The sequence below is a fragment of the Chitinispirillales bacterium genome (genome assembly GCA_031254455.1).
Taxonomy (GTDB): domain Bacteria; phylum Fibrobacterota; class Chitinivibrionia; order Chitinivibrionales; family Chitinivibrionaceae; genus WRFX01.
The window spans coordinates 40,278-57,802 of sequence record JAIRUI010000117.1; the positions used below are offsets into that span (position 1 = coordinate 40,278).

Consider the following 17,525-nt stretch of genomic DNA (forward strand, 5'->3'; position numbering starts at 1 on the left):
TTAAGTTTACCGGAGTTCGTATGCCTAAGTATGTTTTCGTTACCGGCGGAGTCGTTTCTTCATTAGGAAAAGGGATAGTCGCCGCTTCAATCGGATTGTTGATTAAATCAAGAGGTTTAACCGTTGCGTATCAAAAGATGGATCCTTATCTGAATATAGATCCTGGAACCATGAATCCCATAGAGCACGGCGAAGTTTATGTAACCGAAGACGGTGCGGAAACCGATTTGGATTTGGGATATTATGAAAGATTTACCGGAGTGCGGACAAACAGAAATTCAAGTTTTAGCGCAGGAAAAATTTATGACATCATTCTAAAAAAAGAGCGTAAGGGCGGAGAATATTTCGGAAAAACCGTACAGGTTGTTCCGCATGTCGTAAACGAGATACAAAACGCGATTAGAAGCGTAGGAAATGAAAATATTGACGTCGTAATCGTGGAAATAGGCGGAACGGTCGGGGATATTGAAAGTTTTCCGTTTTTGGAAGCGTTGCGTTTATTTCGCCAAAAAGAAGGATACAAGAACGTGTATTTTGTCCATGTTTCGCTTGTACCTTATTTGCACAAAGCCGAAGAAATTAAAACAAAACCGACGCAACATTCGGTCGCGCGGCTTCGTGAAATAGGAATTATCCCGAATATGCTTGTTTGCCGAACGGAAATTCCCTTAGCAAAAGACGTTAAAGAAAAATTGGGAATGTTCTGCAACGTCGATGTGAACTGCGTCGTCGAATCGTTGGATTTTAAGCATACGATTTATGAGTGTCCGATTATGTTTTCGGAACAGGATGTCGACGTTCAAATTTTGGAACATTTCGGTTTAAAGTATGAAAATAAGAAAATTGACGAATGGTACAAATATATTAAAAATATAACCCAAGCCAAAAAGAAAATTACGATCGCCGTCGTAGGAAAATACACCCAGGTTCCCGACGCTTACAAGTCGATAAAAGAGTCCCTTGAGCATGCGGCGGCAATGCTTAACTCCAGAGTCGTCGTAAAATGGGTAAATTCGGAAACGCTTGAAACACAAGGAGTCGGCGATTTATCAAAAGCCGAAGAAATTCTAAAAGAGGCGCACGGCGTTTTAGTGCCGGGGGGGTTTGGCGACAGAGGAATCGAAGGAAAAATTATCGCCGCAAGATATTCCCGTGAAAGAAACGTACCGTTTTTAGGAATTTGCTTAGGAATGCAAATCACTGTCATAGAATATGCCAGAAACGTGCTTGGATATTCCGGCGCTTGCAGTCATGAAGTCGATGAAAACGGAGTTCATCGTATGATAGTTTTAATGGACTCGCAAAAACAAATCGTCGATAAAGGCGGAACGATGCGTTTGGGCGCATATTCCTGTAAACTGTTAAAAGATTCCTTGGCATATAAACTCTACGGTGAAGAAGAAATCAGCGAAAGACACAGACACCGTTACGAATTTAACAACGAATATCGTGAAGAATTAACTAAAAAAGGGTTAGTTTTTTCAGGACTTTCTCCCGACGAACAGCTTGTTGAAATCGTCGAATTAAAAAACCATCCGTTTTTTGTCGGAGTTCAGTTCCATCCCGAATTTAAATCCAGACCGATTAAACCGCACCCGCTTTTTATAGGATTTATCGAAGCGGCGTTAAAAAAGTAAAAACAAACTGAATTTTAATTATGATTTTCTGAAAATGTTCTGCATGTTTAAAGTTTTTTCAACTATGTTTTGCGATGGAAAATCGCGGAATCTGAAAATCTTCGCTTGTACTTTCTCGTCTATTTCATTTTCTATGTTTTTGTAAAGATTGGTATCGACTCCGACGATAAAATCGTAAATTTCGTGGTTTTTCAGGTCGTCTATCCGCTTGACGATTTGTGATTTGTGCCATTTATGAAACAGTTCGAGCTGAATTTTTTTCTTTGTTTTTTTATGAATAAACAAAAAATCGGGAACGATTATATTTTTTCCGTCAAGCGAAAACGGTTCGGCTTCGTCAGAAACTTCCCAAAATTCGCTTTTTTCTTCAAAGTTTTGCTTAAACGCCTCAAATTCTTTAGGGTAATAAGAAGCCAAAATTTCTTTTTTTACGATAAAATCCGAGTTAAGTAAAAACGAATATTTATTCGCGTCCATTTTAATGGCGGCAAACAATTTCCAGTCGTGAAGTTTACAAACGGTTTTAAAAAAATTTGCAATTTTCAGTCCGTATCCCGAAGAGTTTTCCAAAATACCGGCAGGTCCGTCGATAAAAATCGAATAAGCGCTCGGGGTTTTGGTAATCGTGCATAGAAGTTGATTAAATCGAATCTGCCGAAAAAAATACCGCATAACCGTTTTGTCTGTGTTTTCTATGTTTATAATTAGATTTTCGGCGTTTAAGAGCAATCCCTGAACTAAAGAAACGTTGTATTCGTCAATCAACTCTTCTTCGCTTTTTATTTCGCACGAAATCATTTTTTCACAGTCAGGGTGATCTCCGTAAACGTCTTTGATAAAATTTTCATCAAATTTTTGAGAAATTTCTTCAAACGAATTTCGCTTAGGCGATAAATAAAAAACTGCGGATTTTTCAAATATTTTTTCACGCAAAGAAACGTAATCGCAATCTTGACTTCTTTCAAAATTACAGTTGTCAAGCAAAATTTTATTCAATCCTTTGGCGGTTTTTGGCGAACGCATAGAGTTGATTATCGCATTTGCGTTTTGAAGAACTTCTTTCTTGGATAAGTTTTGTCCGCTTTCATAAACGGCGAATAATTGTTCACAGGCGCTTTTTACGTTCGGCGTTTTGAGATCTATAAACGACGGATTCACAGAGTCATTTTTTATCGTAAATCGAATTAAATCTTTCGTAAGCATTGTGTCTGCTTCTCCTTTCGCTCGTTGAAAATTCCGCCGTTCCTTTGCCTATCAATTCGTACAAAACGGCGATTTTATCGACGCTTGGGCGTAAAATTCTTCCAAGCCGCTGTACGTGTTCACGGATACTTCCGCTTCCGGAAACTATAATTCCTACGCTTGCTTCCGGAACATCGACCCCTTCGTTTAGAACCTTGCTTGTAACCAAAATAGGATACTTTTTTTCACGGAATCTTTCCAAAAAACTTTTACGTTCCTGCGGTTTCGTATTATGCGTAATCACCGGAAGATAAAACATGCGCCCGATTTTGTACGCGGTATCGTTGTCCGCCGTGAATATTATGCATTGTTCTCCCGCGTGTTTGTACAAAATCCGTTTAATTTCGGCGATTTTATTTTCGCAGATTTGAGGAATTTCTTTTTGCGTTTTATACGCTTCAAACGCTTTTTTGCCGTCTTTTGACGAAAAGCACGTTATAATAAATTTATTCCATCCGTCTTTTGACGAAAAATTTATACCCGTTTTGCGGATAAACGATAAATATCTTTGTCTTGATTCGTCGTATTTTCGCTGCTCGGCGGCCGTCAATTCGACGTTTATTCTTTCTACTTTGTAAGGTGCGAGAATGTTTTTTTCAAGTTCGTTAATTTGCGTGTGAAAAACTTTTTTCCCGATCAGTTCATAAAGCAAGAATTCGTTTTCCGATTCGGGAGTCGCGGTAAGCCCCAGCCTAAAAGGAGCGATACAAAATTGAGCCGCTTTTCTGTAAATTTCGCCGGTCAAATGATGGCATTCGTCGAAAATTACAAAACCGAATTTGTTTCCTATATACTCCATCATGACAGCCGCGGAATCGTAAGTGGAAACGGTTATTTTTTCTATGCTTTTCCGCCCGCCGCCCAAAATTCCTATCGGAATATTAAACGATTCTGAAAGTTGTCTTTCCCACTGACCTACCAAATCCAGGGTCGGAGCCAAAACGAGCGTATTTCTGCTTACGAGTGAAATCGCCAGCCGCGCTACAAGCGATTTTCCCGCTCCCGTAGGCATAACGATTACGCCTTTTGAATCGTTTCGCCGCCAAAATTCTATCGCTCGCTTCTGATGGGTACGCGGTTCAAGCGGATTTTTGAAAACAAAATTCTGTTTCTCGAAAAGTTTTGCATTGTCTTCAAATTCGATTTTTTCTCTGAAAAGTTCCATAACGATATCGCCGTAATTCATAGCGTAAGCGCGATAATTTTTTGTTCGGGAATCAAACGATAAATATTTTTGAATATTTTTTATCGGTTGCCGCGAAAGTGTTATGGTGCCGTTTTCAAAATTTATTTTTAAATTCTCCATAACGGTAAAAATATTATTTTACTGTAATAAAATAAAAAGGAATTGCTTGAATGGTAACGATTGTCGATTATGACGCCGGAAATTTAACCTCGGTTTATCGAGCGCTGAAACACATCGGCGTTTCTGCGCAAATTTCAAACGATCCGCAAAAAATCGCAAGCGCCGAAAGAATTATTTTTCCCGGCGTAGGACACGCAAAATCGGCTATGGCGTCGCTCAAACAAAAAGGAATCGACGCCGCGCTAAAAAACGCTTTCGATAAAAAAATTCCGATTTTGGGAATATGCCTCGGAACACAGATAATTCTTTCGCGTTCGCAGGAAGGCGGCGTAGATACGCTCGGTTTGATCGACGGCGAATGCGTAAAATTTAATTTGACCGACAAAACGCTTAAAATTCCGCACATGGGTTGGAATAATATTAAAATCCGGCAAAAACATTTTATATTAAAAGATTTACAGGATAACGACGAAATGTATTTCGTGCATTCGTACTATCCCGTTTTACCTCAAAAAAACGTTTACGCAGAAAGCGTTCACGGAATCAAGTTCGCTTGCGCCATAGGATGTAAAAATCTTTTCGCGGTTCAGTTTCATCCGGAAAAAAGCGGCGAATCGGGTCTTAAAATTCTTAAAAATTTTTCTCTTTGGAGCGGATAATTAAAATTTTTATTTTTTTTCATGCGGAGAAAACAAAAAAATAGTATATTATTTTATGTGGTTTTGGAATTATATTAAATTTTACAAAGGAGTTTTGTAATGGTGAAAAAGTTTTTAGCGCTCGCCTTGGCGGCGACTGCGATGGTGTGGGCGGCTGAACCGGTTATGGACGGGGGAAGTTTGATTGGAGATGAGGTAAATTGGGCAGGCTTAGCCGATAATTTTGGTTCTTCCGTTTCTATAACCAGCAAGAATCCATTAATAGCAAGTTTTGAATTGGTTAAATCTCTACCTAACAAAGAAGACACTACAGAGACAAATTGGGTATGGGCTGAAGTAAGCCCCGGCTATACAGCCGATTTTTCAAATTTGGAATCCATTGAAATTGAAGGAACTTTTAGTAAATCCACAAGATTAACACTTGTTGGTATTCCTACCGGTGTAGGTGCATTTATTAATGTATTGTCAGGAACTGTAAATAAAACGATAGAAATAAACACTACAAATTTCGCTCCGAGTTGGGGTTCGACAGAAAATGCTATTGATTTGTCAAAAATGACAGGCATCAGTTTTACCAGCGGTGGAGACGAAAATTGTATTTATGAAATCAACATAACTAAATTAATATTACACACCACAGGAGGCGATAATCCGGGTCCCGGCCCCGGTCCTGGTCCTGAACCGACTGCAGAATATATTGAGTTGATAAGCGATGACGAAGAAATGCAGGAAAATTGGGAAGTTATGGGTGCAAAACTTAATAATGAAGGCGATGACACAGAGAACCTTACAGAAGCGGACGGATTGGTTATAAATTCTTATTATCCGATATTGGAGGCAAAATTGCCTTTCGGTTCATCTAATGAAACAGACGACATTTGGGCATGGGTTTCTCTTTCCAGTTATATAGCGGAATCTTTAGAAGGATTGGACTCAATTATTATAGAATATGAAGCAGACGAAGATATGGCTGTTGTAATATCAATGCCCGGCGACCATGAATTTAGCGTTAAACTTTCAAAATCAAATGTAAAAAAGACAGTAACCGCTAAAATAGGCCAATTTAGTCTTCCGAGTTGGGATAAGTGGAGCGGTTCTCTTGACTTGACGAAAGCAGACGGGATTTCTTTTGCACCTCATGAAGACGTTGAAGGTAGTGATGGGAAAATTATAACGATTAAACTTCATTCCGTTAAAGTTTACGGAGTGGATGACGAAGGCGATGATCCGTATCCGAATTCAAAACCGAAAGGCGCCATTGCAAAATCGGCTAACATTGCGGTTACGGGAATTTCGGCGGGTAAATTAGGTTTGAACGTTCCATCGACAGGTAATTACTCAATCGCCGTTTACAGCGTTGACGGCAGAATGCTTGCGCAGACAAAAGCCAACCTTGTTAAAGGTATAAACACTTTGCCTATAAACAAGAATTTGGCGCACGGTATCGCCGTCGTCCGCGTTCAGGGAGCAAACACTACGCTGATTAAAAAGATTTCAATAAGATAATTGTTGAATTTTTGGAATTCTGCAAAGAGCGAAGATTTATCTTCGCTCTTTTTGTTTACCGAATTTTATTAAGCGCCTTCCCATTCCGATAAGATTTTCTGCGATTTTTTTACAAGAATATTTACCGTGTTTTTACGGTTTTTAAAAATACTTTTAACAAGATGCGGAATTTCTTCTAAAACACCGGGAAAAACCTGCGGCATTATTGTACCTATACTCAATGTTTGCGAACACCTTTTCGGAAAAATTTTAAGTAAAATCTTATAAAACAGGCGATAAAATCCGAATTTCTGAAAAAACGGCGTCAATAAAAACCAAAGAGAAATCTTCATAACGTGTAATAACGGACATATCCAAAAATTTATATCATATACGTTCGTTTTTTGTGAAAAAACAAAGGAAAAATAAAACCAAAGTAAAAAAATTCCATATCTCTTTAAAAATAAAAAAACAGATAAAACTTTTTGATCGGTTTTTTGCGAAATAAAAATAATTAACAAAAATAAAACGATATAAAAAACATAGTTTTCAAAAACGCAAGTCGTAACAAGCGTAAATAAAACCGCAAAAATTCCAAAACCGTTGTATTCGTTTTGAAAACCGCTTTCTCCAATATCTTTTTTACCGTTAAAATTCAAAGAAACTTTATTTAATTCGTATGCCAAAAATCCCGTAATCGTTCCCGTTAATAACGAAGCGCCGGTAATTATCGGTAATTGCCAGCGCCATATAAAATTTCCGTTCATTAAAACATACAAAACGAACAACTGTGTAATATTATGAATAAGCGCGCAGAAAATTCCTATAACAATCATGCCGAATTTATTTGATTTTATCAATACGGCGCCGACGAATACGGAAGCTATTGCGGCAAAAGTTCCTAACAAAAACGGTAAAAACGAAAATCCGAAAAATAACATAAACACCCATTGACGAATAAAAATAAACGCGAGCGCGTCTAAAAACCCAAATTTATAAATCCAAACCATAACGACGGCGTGAAAAAGTCCGATTTTAAGCCAAGGTAAAACAGGAATCACAGGAAGAAATTTCTCTATTCCGGCAAGTAAAAACGCAATAACAAAAAGCGTTATTTTTTCATTTTTACTATCAGTAAGCATATACGTCTATTTTTGTTTTTTTCTTATGAATCAAAACCGCAACCTTGTTTGGAGCGCAAATAATTTGCCCGTCGCCGTCTATCGGTTTTGCGGCGACGCATATTTGATTAAGACAATTGCTTTTTATAATTTTTGCACTTTTGTTTTTAAATTCGATCTCGACGGAATTTACGGTTATTATCGTATCTTTTGTTATTGGAATTTCTATTTTTTTTTCGCCATAGTAAATTTCAAAATAATCGGATTCCTCTTTTTCAATATTGAAAAATAAAAAGAAACTTACCGCCGCGAAAATCAAAACTATAAAAAAATCGAACAAAGAAAACAATTTCATTGTTTATTCTTTATCAAGAAGCCGTTTTTCACACGCTAAGGCGGCTTTCGCTCCGTTTCCCGCAGCGATTATGGCTTGCCGATAATGCGGACTCATAACGTCTCCCGCCGCAAAAACGCCGTCAACGCTTGACATATTGTTTTTATCTGTAATAATATATCCGTTTTCGTCCAAATCTAAAAAATTTTTTAATAGTTTAGTGTTTGGAATATTGCCTATCGCTTCAAAACATCCGCTGACAGACAAGTCTGAAATTTCATCCGTATATACGTCCTTAATCTTCATTCCTTCAAGCAAATTTCCACCGTAAAATTCTACGGGTATTTTGTTATAAAGTATCTTAATTTTAGGATTTTTTATTAAATGTTTTTGCATAATTTTACTTGCGCGAAGTTTGTCTCTACGATGAATTAAATAAACTTCTTGTGCAAATTTCGTTAAATAAATCGCTTCTTCCGCCGCCGAATCGCCGCCGCCTATTACGGCGATGGTCTTATTTCTAAAAATAGGAAGCCCGCCGTCGCATACCGCACAAGCGGAAATTCCTTTCATCCAAAATTCTTCTTCGCTTTTTAATTCTAATCTGCGTACTTTTGTTCCGGTTGCGACTATAACCGCTTTTGCCGAATATTGGATTTCGTTACTGTCCGTTAAAATAAATTTGTTTTCAAATTTTTCCAATGAAATAACGTCAACCATAACGCATTTTACGCCGTTGTTTATCGCTTGCCGCCGAATCTCGTACATTAAAGTTTGTCCTTCGATCGCAGAAAATCCGGAAAAATTTTCAACCAAACTCGTTTTCATAAGTTGTCCGCCTGGTGTTCCGTCTGCGCTAAACCCTTCAAAAAGCAAAGGCTCAAGCATCGCCCGCGCTAAATAAATAGAAGCTGTATATCCCGCAGGACCGGATCCTATAACTATTACTTCTTTTTCAATCATTTTTTACCTTAACGAAACCGGCGTCTCTAAAATTTCTTTAAAAATCATCGCTTCTTTTAATGTTTTTTTATTAAGTAAAATAAGTTTATTTTTTTCAAAAATATCGGCGTTCTTTTCATTAAATTCTTTATTAAAAGAATCGTTTATCGTTTTTTTTGAATTTTCATTATTAAAATATTCTTGAATATTATAATACTTCTTTTCATCTGTTTTTCTATACGTCTTTTGACTATTACGAATTTGTTTGTGAACGTCGGAAATTTTCTTTCTTTGTTCGTTTTCTATCACGCGTTTAGGTAAATTTTTCTTTTTTAAAAAAAAATTTATGGACAATATTAATATAAAACCGATAAAATAAAAAAAATTCTCCATTACTCAACTTCTTTTTGTATCGGAATTATTTTCTTTGGCTATAGCCGAACGCATATTAGTATCGGCTTCAATATTTTTTATACGATTATAATCCATAATTCCTAAATTCCCGCTTCTAAAAGCCGCGGCTATAGCCATTGGAACTTCCGCTTCTTTTTCTACCACCAACGCTCGCATTTCTTGAACTTTAGCTAACATTTCCTGTTCTCTCGCCTGCGCCATCGCTCTCTTTTCTTCAGCCTTCGCCTGCGCTATTTTTTTATCCGCTTCCGCTCTGTCCGTTTCTAAAACGGCGCCTATATTTTTACCTACGTCGACATCCGCTATATCGATTGATAAAATTTCAAACGCGGTTCCCGAATCAAGACCTTTTTCAAGTACTCTTTTTGAAATCATATCGGGCATTTCTAATACCATTTTATGATTTTCGGCGGAACCTATCGTAGTAACGATTCCTTCACCTACACGCGCCAAAATTGTTTCCTGTCCCGCGCCTCCTACGAGTCTATCGATATTTGCACGAACCGTAATTCTGCTTGTAGCAAGCAATTGTATTCCGTCTTTCGCTACCGCGCTTACTTTCGGAGTTTCTATAACTTTAGGATTTACGCTCATTTGAACCGCTTCTAATACGTTTCTTCCGGCCAAATCAATAGCCGTAGCCCTTTCAAAACTTAAAACAATATTAGCCTTACTTGCGGCGACTAACGCTTGAATAACTCTTATCACGTTTCCTCCGGCTAAAAAATGCGCTTCCAATTGATCGCTGGTAATTTTTATATTAGCTTTTGTCGCCGTTATCATAGCGTCAACAATTAACTTTGCCGGAACTTTTCTAAATCCCATAAATACTATATTCAAAAGTCCGACGTTAGCGCCGCTTATCGTAGCCTGAAACCACAATCCAAACGGAGCGCCTATAAAAATCATAAATAAAATAAACAGAAAAATACCGACAATTATTATAATTCCGTCCATAATAAACTCCTTATATTAAAAATTCGTTCATAAATTAGTTTTTTTCAAAACTTAAATACAAATTATTTATTATAATCGTTGAAAACTTTTTAAAATTTTTTTTTATTTTAAATTATAGCGTTTTATTTAACAGATAATTAACGCTTTTTCAACAATATATTTCTTTTTCACAGTAGGCATAAATAATCTTTTCAACTATTCTATAAATAGAGATATGTTTATAAATTCTTTTATAATTATAATCAGCAGCAAATAATTTTTTATAAATTGAATTGATAACTATAGTTGAATTTAATAAAAAAATTACTTGTTTTATTTATAATGCAAATATTATTTTTAATCGAATATTACAAATGGAGTTTTTATGTCGTTTAGCGTTAATCTTAAAGAGTTTAAGAATTTACTTCAAAAAGTTTATCCCGTTGTTCCGGTTAGAACGCCGTATAATGTTTTATTTAATCTAAAGTTTGTTATAGAAGACAAACAACTTAAAGTATATGCGACCGATATCGATACGTCCATCGTCGCAAAAATAAATATCGACAGTGACGAAAATCATAAATTTGTAGTAAACGCTAAAAAAATATATGATTGGACGACTATTTCCAGTAATGACGAAAATCAAAATATTTTAATAGACGTCGATAATAATAATATAGTTCTTACAAGAGGAAAGTCAAAATCAAATTTTGCATGCGTCGACGTTAACGATTATCCTGAATTTCAAACTCTTAATAAAGATAAATATTATGAATTTTCCGCTGAAAAAATTAAATATATTTCGGGAAAAGTTTGTAATTTTTCAGCGTCCAAAGAAGCGGGAAGAAATAGAGGTTCTTTAGAAGGCGTATTTTTTGATTGTTCAAAAGAAAGATTGATAACGGTAGCGACTGACGCTAATAAATTAAGTATAATTTCTTTTAACGAATCTTTCGGATTTGAAGGAAACGTTCGTGAGATAGTTCCTACTAAACCTATAAACGAAGTTGCAAAAATAGTAGAGACATTTGGTTATGAAAGTATAAAATTTTCATTTTTTAATGAAAATATATTGTTTTTTGCAGACGATTTTGAATTGATAACAAAATTAGTAGAAGGACAGTATCCCGATTATGAAAAAGTTATTCCTAAAGAATATAGTAAGAGTTTTTCAGTTGAAAGACAAGAACTTATAAACGCTTTAAGAATTACTATGACGGTTGCCGATAAAACTAATAATTTAACTAAATTTTATTTAGAAAATAATGAATTACGTTTACATTCGGAAGATATAAACACTAATAGTAAAAGCGATGAATTTTTATATGTAGATTATCCTTACGAACAAAGTTTTATTATCGGTTTTAACGCTGTTTTTCTTATAGAAATTCTTTCCGCTATCGATACTCAAACAATAAAATTTGAATTTGTAAGCAATTTAGGCGTATCATTAATAAGACCTGTTTATTCTGAAGAAGATACAAAAAGAAATATCTTATTTTTATTAACGCCTTTAAGAATTTAATAATTAAAAATGTTCTTAACGAATATTAGTTTAATTAATTTTCGTTCTTATAAAAACTTACATGTAGAAGTACCGGAAGAAGGTTCTCTTTTTTTAGGAGAAAACGGCAGTGGAAAAACTAATTTTTTTGAAGCGTTATCGGTTGCCGTTCTTGGAAAATCGGTACGCGGCGCTCTTCTTCGTGAAATGATTTCAATTAATGAAAAAGAATCAAATATCAGCGTTTCTTTTATAAAATCTCAAATAAAAACAGTACAAAGCGTAGGTTTTTCAAAAAATAACGATATTTTTGTAAAAATAAACGATATTCTTTACAATTCTTTTTTATGTTTATATGGAAATAACGGATTTGTTTATTTTGGCGTTGACGATATTAAAACAGTTAAAGGAATACCACAGGAAAAACGACAATTTTTTGATATGATAATAAGTCAAAACGATAAAGAATATCTTCGAGATATTATAAAATATAAAAGTTTAATAAAACAACGTAATTTCATTTTATCAAACAATATGAATTATGATTTAATAGATATTTATGACAAACAAATTTCACATATCGCTATAAATATTATAAATAAAAGAAAATATTTTTTTAATGAAATTACGTCTGTCTGCGAAAGTATTTATAAAGAAATTTCCGATGACGATATAAACATAAAATTAAAATATTTATTATCGACCGAATGTTCAACAGAAATAGAATATTATAATTTTCTTAAAGATAATTTGAATAAAGATAGGGATTTTAAATTTACTACGGGCGGAATACATAGAGATAATTTTGAGTTTCGTACCGAAAATTCAAAATTAATTTCGTTTGGTTCTCAAGGACAATGTAAATCTGCGGCGATTGCATTAAAAATAGCGGCGGTAAAATATTTATCAAAAACTGAAAAATCTCTTATAATAGTGATAGACGACGCTTTTTCCGACTTGGATATTTCACGCAAGCAAAAGTTTTTTAATATTTTAAACAAAAGCGGACAAATTTTTATTGCTATTCATAGTAAAAAAGAATTAGATTATTATCCGATTATCAATTATTTTGAAGTCAGTAAAGGACAAATGAAATGCTTCCGAAAGTAGAAATAAAAAAAAGATATTCTATCGCAGAATATAAAATTTCAAATCGTATTAATGCGGCGATAGAAAATTTAAAAACAAAAAAACCTAAAATAGAAGAAAGAATAAAAAAAATTTATGAAAACGCGGTCGGTAAAGAAATATCTGAAATTACGTCAATCGTTAAATATCAAAATAAAGAATTAACGGTAAAGGTTAAAAATACGGTTTGGAAAAATGAATTATTATTTAAAGAAAAAGAAATAAAAAATTTAATAAATTCTAATGAAAACCAATTTTTTATCGTAGATAAAATTATTTTTAGGTAATATATAAAGAGGAAAATGAAAATGGAAACGCTTTTAAGTATAATTCCCACAATACTTTTATTTTTTTTTATGTCGTTTATTTCTATTTATCTTATAAGCGACAGCAAACTCGCCCAGTTTTTTATAGATGTTCCCGATAAAAGAAAAGTCCATAGCATAGCTATTTCCAGAATCGGCGGATTTTGTATAATAATCGGGTTTTTTTTAACTATAATTACTTTGTTGATTTTTAAAAGTTCTGTTTTTTCATTTTGGCTTAACGAAAGCGTGGGAAAATCTATAATTTTATCGGCGGCGGTGATATTAATTTTAGGATTTTTTGACGATACGACTATTTTTGAAGTAAGCCCGTATCAAAAAATAGCGGTTCAATTTATTTTGGCGGCAATAATAGTTTTAGTTTTTGGACTTTATATTTCAAAAGTTACTTTTCTTGGACGAATTTATAACCTCGGATATTTTGGCCCTATTTTAACAATAATTTGGATAGCGGGCGTTATGAACGCTTTTAATATCGTTGACGGAATTGACGGCTTATTAGGAAGTTTGACGCTTATTTCTTTAGTTTTTGCAACCGGTTTGTTTTTATTTGTGGGAGCGGACCGATACATGATAATAACAATTCCTTTAATTGCCGTAATTTTAGCTTTTTTAAAATATAATTATTCTCCCGCTACAATTTTTGCCGGAGATTCCGGTTCTTTATTTTTTGGTGCGATAGCGGCTATAATTTCTGTAAAAGTAGGAGTCGTCGCCAGTGAAAAAATAGAAACGATTTCCGTTTTTTATATAGTCGCATTACCGGTTATTGAAGTTTTTATATCAATGATAAGAAGATATGCCTACGGTTCAAAAGAAGAAAAATCTACAAAAGAAAAAATAAAAATGATGATGATGCCGGACAATCGTCATATGCACCATAGGCTTGTAAACAAAGGATATAGTCACGAAAGAACGCTGTTTTTTTTAGGGTCTATATCAATTTTGTTCGCTTTGTGTTCCGTGATAATAAATATTTCTTCAAATTATATAGTAAAAATTTTGATTATTTCATATTCGATATATGTTTTTGTTCGTGTACTTGATTATTTAGATTTTGGAAAAAAAGCAATGTTTAAGAATAAAATAAAAAACGTCGGTATAGAAAAATATATCTTTGTTTTTACCGACAATAATTGTTTTGATAAATCGTTATATTTAGCGGCTTCAGACAAATATTGTATAGAAAAATTTACGACGATTTACAAAGAAAGTAAGAAAAAAAACATTGAAAGTTTTATTATTTACAACGATAAGGACGATTTTATTGAACGCGATATTCACAAGATACATGAAATTAGAGAATTATTTAATACGGCGATATTTTTTATATCGTCCGCCGATAATCTTAAAAAGTATTATAAAATTTTTAAAAGTGAAAAGAAAGTTTATTTAGTTCAAAAACCGATAGACGTTGCGATGTTAATTCACAACATTGATAAAATTTCATATTTTGGTAACAATTTAGAAAATGTTTCCTTTAATAATGAATACCAACACGTTCAAAAGGAGATACGGTAGTAAAATGCTTCAAAAAGTAAAAGACAGACAAAAGGTATTAATTTTATCTAAAGAAAAAGAAATAGAGAACGATATTTGTATAATATTAAGTTCACACGGATATTCTATAGATATTACCGAAAACGAAATTGAAGCGGAAGAAAAAATAATTTATTATAAACCGTCTATTTTCATCGCAGACATTAATTTACTTCCGGAATATCCGGAAAAAATTCTTTCCGTTTTTAATAAGGCGCGTAAAATTCCGACGTTTTTAATTATAGAAGACGGAAAATTGAAAGAAAAACAGAATAGATTTTTGGAATATAGCGATGAAATTTTGCAATTTCCTTTTAATGAGGATAATTTATATCACAAAATAAAAAAAGCCGTCAATTATAACAGGATTGTTCATGATAATGAATATTATGAAGGTATATTTTTAGTAATTAAGTTATTTTTTCCGCTTTTAGTTTTATTTTTGTTTGTAATTACCTTGCAGTAAAACTATAATTTTCTATAATATTTTTCAATTCGTCTATAAATATAAAAATATCGTTTTCAGATAAACTTTCGGATAAACTTACGCGAACGCTTGATTTTGCTCGGTTTATATTGTTTGTAATAGCTTTTATAACATAGCTCTCGTTATTTTTTTTTGACGAACAGGCGGAAACGGTTGAAACATAAATTTTTTTTTCGGACAAAGCGCGAAGAATTGTTTCGGATTTTAAATTTTTTACGCTGAAATTTATTATAAACGGTGAATTGTTTCTTGGAGAATTTATTTGAATTTCAGGAATATTTTGCAGATTTTCAAACAGAACGTTTTGAAAACGCGAGACTTTCTCATAATTTTCTTTTTGAGTTTTTATAACGGTTTTTACCGCTTTTGCCAAAGCTACGGCGCCGGCAAGATTTGACGTTCCCGCTCGAAGTCCGAATTCTTGCGCTCCTCCAAGCAAAAGGGGAGAAAGTGAAACGTTTTTGCGAAAAATCGCCGCGCCGATTCCTTTGACACTTTGGATTTTATGGCCGGAAAACGAAACCGCGTCAATTTCAGAATCGTCAAGATTTGTGTTTAATTTTCCGACGCTTTGTGAGAAATCGCTGTGAAAAAATATGTTTCGGTTTTTTTCTTTTACCGCTTTTGCAATTTCAAAAACGTCGTTTATAGAACCGATTTCGTTATTCACATGCATAATTGAAATCAAAATGGTATCGTTTTTAACGGCGTTTCTTATTTGTTCGACCGAAATCATTCCGTTTTGATTTACCGGCAGAAATTCAACGTAAAAACCTTCTTTTTGAAGATAAAACAAAACTTCGCGAATAGACGGGTGTTCGATATTTGAGGAAATTATATGTTTTTTTCCGTTTTTATTCAAATTTTCAACGCTTTTTATTATAAAATTATTACTTTCTGTCGCCCCAGACGTGAAAATTAAATCGTACCGTTTTTTTGTATCAAAGTTTTGTAAAATATTTTTTCTGGCTTCTTGTAAAACCGCTTCCGTTTTTATTCCTTCGTCGTGAAGAGAGGCGGGATTCGCCCAAAATTTTGTATTGACTTCCAAAAAAACGTCTAAAACTTCTTTTGAAGGTTTAGACGTAGCCGCAAAATCAAGATAAATCATTTTTGCTTAACTTTCTTTCGGAACGTCTATGATTACGTCTTTTTCTTTTTGACTTTCCGTTAGCGTAAGTACGTCTGCGCCGAATTCGGTTATTAAAATCGTATGCTCAAACTGCGCCGAAAGCGAACCGTCTTTAGTCCTGACGGTCCATCCGTCTTTTTTGTCGGTCGTTACACGCCAATCGCCGGCATTTATCATAGGTTCAATCGTAAAAGTCATTCCAGGTTGTAAAATTATATTTTTGTTTTCAGAATTTTGATGATGCAAAACCGTAATATCCTCGTGAAATTTATTTCCTATGCCGTGTCCGGTGTATTCGCGAACTACGGAACAGCCCGCTTTTTTGACGATAGGCTCAATAATATCTCCGACAATCGACAGCGGAAGCCCCGGAGCGACGCCGTTTATCGCCGCAATTATCGCTTCACGCGCCGTCAAAACAAGATTTTTTGCGACGGGATCTACTTTTCCGATGAAAAACGTTTCGTTTTGATCGCCGAACCATCCGTCAACATTTGTTGTTAAATCAATGTTTACAATATCGCCGTCAAGTAAAAATTCTTTATCGTTTGGAATCCCGTGACAGACAATATCGTTTCGCGAAATACAACAAGATTTGGGAAACTTGTTATAATTGAGCGTTCCCGGAATATGCCCGTGTTCTATGGTGTAATTATGCACTAATCGGTTTATTTCTCCGGTGGAAATTCCCGCTTTTACGAACGGACGGATATAATCCATCAATTGAGCGTTGAATTTGCCGGCGATTTGCATCTTTTCAATTTGTTGAGGGGTTTTTATGAAAATTTTTTTATTTGCGGCGCCAAATTTCAGCGTATCTTTGTTTATACAGCAATGTTTAAATTTTTTTCCGCTTCTACACGGACACGGTTCGTTTCGTCCCGTCATGTTTTTTGTTCCAATCTGCTTTTTTTTAAACAAAAACTAAATATTTTTTGTGCATGTTTTATTGCCATTATCAACTTCGTTCATATAATAAAATTCCTTCTTGTGCGATTTTTTTTCAAGTGTAGGTAAATTTTTTCTTTCTTCAAATTTGCTTTTACTATTCGCTAAGATGTCGTAAGGCGTATTTATACCTTTTGTTTTTCCCAATTTTTTGTGAATTTTTTGAATTGTGTATATTGGATGTTTTTTTGAGTCCCGCAAAACAACCCAGAAATCATAATCACTGTTTTTATTCGGATTACCGTAAGCGAAGGAGCCAAAAAGATAAATTTTTTCACAATCTTTTACAACATCTAAAATTACGTTTTTTATCAGCAAAATTTCATCATTTATCTTCACAGACTAACCTCTTCCTTGTAACTTTAATCGTTTCCCGTTAATTTTC

General features: G+C 34.2%; 18 protein-coding genes. 8 read left to right on the top strand and 10 right to left on the bottom strand.

The genetic code is table 11. The features are described 5' to 3' along the window. Positions 1-20 precede the first annotated feature (20 nt). A complete protein-coding gene (locus LBH98_09270; protein MDR0304935.1) occupies positions 21-1,637 on the top strand; it encodes a CTP synthase in 1,617 nt (538 codons plus the stop codon). 18 nt (positions 1,638-1,655) lie between these two features. Here the strand turns inward: LBH98_09270 and LBH98_09275 are convergent, their stop codons facing one another. Both LBH98_09275 and LBH98_09280 read right to left on the bottom strand, forming a co-directional pair. Continuing rightward, a complete protein-coding gene (locus LBH98_09275; GenBank protein ID MDR0304936.1) occupies positions 1,656-2,840 on the bottom strand; it encodes a DUF790 family protein in 1,185 nt (394 codons plus the stop codon). Then, positions 2,800-4,185 carry a DEAD/DEAH box helicase family protein gene (locus LBH98_09280; protein MDR0304937.1) on the bottom strand — a complete coding sequence of 462 codons (1,386 nt, stop codon included), beginning with the start codon at positions 4,183-4,185 and terminating at the stop codon, positions 2,800-2,802. The genes LBH98_09275 and LBH98_09280 overlap by 41 nt, the downstream gene beginning before the upstream one ends. Before the next feature lie 50 nt (positions 4,186-4,235). Between LBH98_09280 and hisH the strand changes: the two genes are divergently transcribed. Further along, the gene (gene hisH / locus LBH98_09285) at positions 4,236-4,844 is read left to right on the top strand and encodes an imidazole glycerol phosphate synthase subunit HisH (protein ID MDR0304938.1); all 609 of its coding nucleotides are present in this window, start codon (positions 4,236-4,238) and stop codon (positions 4,842-4,844) included. Between the two features lie 99 nt (positions 4,845-4,943). After that, a complete protein-coding gene (locus LBH98_09290) occupies positions 4,944-6,350 on the top strand; it encodes a T9SS type A sorting domain-containing protein (protein MDR0304939.1) in 1,407 nt (468 codons plus the stop codon). 68 nt (positions 6,351-6,418) lie between these two features. Here the strand turns inward: LBH98_09290 and LBH98_09295 are convergent, their stop codons facing one another. The 5 genes from LBH98_09295 to floA form a co-directional block, all read right to left on the bottom strand. Then, complete coding sequence (locus tag LBH98_09295; GenBank protein MDR0304940.1) at positions 6,419-7,471, bottom strand: Gx transporter family protein; 1,053 nt, start codon at positions 7,469-7,471, stop codon at positions 6,419-6,421. After that, on the bottom strand, positions 7,461-7,805 hold the full coding sequence (locus LBH98_09300; GenBank protein MDR0304941.1) for a NusG domain II-containing protein: 345 nt from the start codon (positions 7,803-7,805) through the stop codon (positions 7,461-7,463). The genes LBH98_09295 and LBH98_09300 overlap by 11 nt, the downstream gene beginning before the upstream one ends. A gap of 3 nt (positions 7,806-7,808) precedes the next feature. Next, positions 7,809-8,747: a thioredoxin-disulfide reductase gene (gene trxB, locus LBH98_09305; protein MDR0304942.1), complete on the bottom strand. Its 939-nt coding sequence runs from the start codon at positions 8,745-8,747 to the stop codon at positions 7,809-7,811. A gap of 3 nt (positions 8,748-8,750) precedes the next feature. Next, on the bottom strand, positions 8,751-9,035 hold the full coding sequence (locus LBH98_09310; GenBank protein ID MDR0304943.1) for a hypothetical protein: 285 nt from the start codon (positions 9,033-9,035) through the stop codon (positions 8,751-8,753). Between the two features lie 87 nt (positions 9,036-9,122). Continuing rightward, positions 9,123-10,097 carry a flotillin-like protein FloA gene (floA, locus tag LBH98_09315; protein ID MDR0304944.1) on the bottom strand — a complete coding sequence of 325 codons (975 nt, stop codon included), beginning with the start codon at positions 10,095-10,097 and terminating at the stop codon, positions 9,123-9,125. Positions 10,098-10,461: 364 nt separating this feature from the next. Here floA and dnaN point away from each other — a divergent pair, with 364 nt between their 5' ends. The 5 genes from dnaN to LBH98_09340 are packed head-to-tail and all read left to right on the top strand — an operon-like array spanning position 10,462 to position 15,039. Beyond that, a complete protein-coding gene (dnaN, locus tag LBH98_09320) occupies positions 10,462-11,601 on the top strand; it encodes a DNA polymerase III subunit beta (GenBank protein MDR0304945.1) in 1,140 nt (379 codons plus the stop codon). Between the two features lie 9 nt (positions 11,602-11,610). Next, entirely contained in the window at positions 11,611-12,690 is a 1,080-nt protein-coding gene (gene recF, locus LBH98_09325; GenBank protein ID MDR0304946.1) for a DNA replication and repair protein RecF, read from the top strand. Further along, a complete protein-coding gene (locus LBH98_09330; protein MDR0304947.1) occupies positions 12,675-12,995 on the top strand; it encodes a DUF721 domain-containing protein in 321 nt (106 codons plus the stop codon). The genes recF and LBH98_09330 overlap by 16 nt, the downstream gene beginning before the upstream one ends. 21 nt (positions 12,996-13,016) lie before the next feature. Next, on the top strand, positions 13,017-14,555 hold the full coding sequence (locus LBH98_09335) for an undecaprenyl/decaprenyl-phosphate alpha-N-acetylglucosaminyl 1-phosphate transferase (GenBank protein MDR0304948.1): 1,539 nt from the start codon (positions 13,017-13,019) through the stop codon (positions 14,553-14,555). A 4-nt stretch (positions 14,556-14,559) separates the two neighbouring features. After that, a complete protein-coding gene (locus LBH98_09340) occupies positions 14,560-15,039 on the top strand; it encodes a hypothetical protein (GenBank protein MDR0304949.1) in 480 nt (159 codons plus the stop codon). Here the strand turns inward: LBH98_09340 and LBH98_09345 are convergent. Genes LBH98_09345 through LBH98_09355 form a run of 3 tightly spaced genes read right to left on the bottom strand, consistent with a single transcriptional unit; the run spans position 15,026 to position 17,479 of the window. Beyond that, positions 15,026-16,171: a cysteine desulfurase gene (locus LBH98_09345; GenBank protein ID MDR0304950.1), complete on the bottom strand. Its 1,146-nt coding sequence runs from the start codon at positions 16,169-16,171 to the stop codon at positions 15,026-15,028. The genes LBH98_09340 and LBH98_09345 overlap by 14 nt on opposite strands. Positions 16,172-16,177: 6 nt before the next feature. Further along, positions 16,178-17,080 carry a type I methionyl aminopeptidase gene (gene map / locus LBH98_09350; GenBank protein ID MDR0304951.1) on the bottom strand — a complete coding sequence of 301 codons (903 nt, stop codon included), beginning with the start codon at positions 17,078-17,080 and terminating at the stop codon, positions 16,178-16,180. Positions 17,081-17,116: 36 nt separating this feature from the next. Next, the gene (locus tag LBH98_09355) at positions 17,117-17,479 is read right to left on the bottom strand and encodes a nucleotidyltransferase domain-containing protein (GenBank protein MDR0304952.1); all 363 of its coding nucleotides are present in this window, start codon (positions 17,477-17,479) and stop codon (positions 17,117-17,119) included. Between the last annotated feature and the right edge of the window lie 46 nt (positions 17,480-17,525).

Bases quoted from the DNA above. Each gene is read 5' to 3' on its own strand.
- LBH98_09270 (MDR0304935.1), top strand. From the start codon at position 21: ATGCCTAAGTATGTTTTCGTTACCGGCGGAGTCGTTTCTTCATTAGGA.
- LBH98_09275 (MDR0304936.1), bottom strand. From the start codon at position 2,840: ATGCTTACGAAAGATTTAATTCGATTTACGATAAAAAATGACTCTGTG.
- LBH98_09280 (MDR0304937.1), bottom strand. From the start codon at position 4,185: ATGGAGAATTTAAAAATAAATTTTGAAAACGGCACCATAACACTTTCG.
- hisH (MDR0304938.1), top strand. From the start codon at position 4,236: ATGGTAACGATTGTCGATTATGACGCCGGAAATTTAACCTCGGTTTAT.
- LBH98_09290 (MDR0304939.1), top strand. From the start codon at position 4,944: ATGGTGAAAAAGTTTTTAGCGCTCGCCTTGGCGGCGACTGCGATGGTG.
- LBH98_09295 (MDR0304940.1), bottom strand. From the start codon at position 7,471: ATGCTTACTGATAGTAAAAATGAAAAAATAACGCTTTTTGTTATTGCG.
- LBH98_09300 (MDR0304941.1), bottom strand. From the start codon at position 7,805: ATGAAATTGTTTTCTTTGTTCGATTTTTTTATAGTTTTGATTTTCGCG.
- trxB (MDR0304942.1), bottom strand. From the start codon at position 8,747: ATGATTGAAAAAGAAGTAATAGTTATAGGATCCGGTCCTGCGGGATAT.
- floA (MDR0304944.1), bottom strand. From the start codon at position 10,097: ATGGACGGAATTATAATAATTGTCGGTATTTTTCTGTTTATTTTATTT.
- dnaN (MDR0304945.1), top strand. From the start codon at position 10,462: ATGTCGTTTAGCGTTAATCTTAAAGAGTTTAAGAATTTACTTCAAAAA.
- recF (MDR0304946.1), top strand. From the start codon at position 11,611: ATGTTCTTAACGAATATTAGTTTAATTAATTTTCGTTCTTATAAAAAC.
- LBH98_09330 (MDR0304947.1), top strand. From the start codon at position 12,675: ATGCTTCCGAAAGTAGAAATAAAAAAAAGATATTCTATCGCAGAATAT.
- LBH98_09335 (MDR0304948.1), top strand. From the start codon at position 13,017: ATGGAAACGCTTTTAAGTATAATTCCCACAATACTTTTATTTTTTTTT.
- LBH98_09340 (MDR0304949.1), top strand. From the start codon at position 14,560: ATGCTTCAAAAAGTAAAAGACAGACAAAAGGTATTAATTTTATCTAAA.
- LBH98_09345 (MDR0304950.1), bottom strand. From the start codon at position 16,171: ATGATTTATCTTGATTTTGCGGCTACGTCTAAACCTTCAAAAGAAGTT.
- map (MDR0304951.1), bottom strand. From the start codon at position 17,080: ATGACGGGACGAAACGAACCGTGTCCGTGTAGAAGCGGAAAAAAATTT.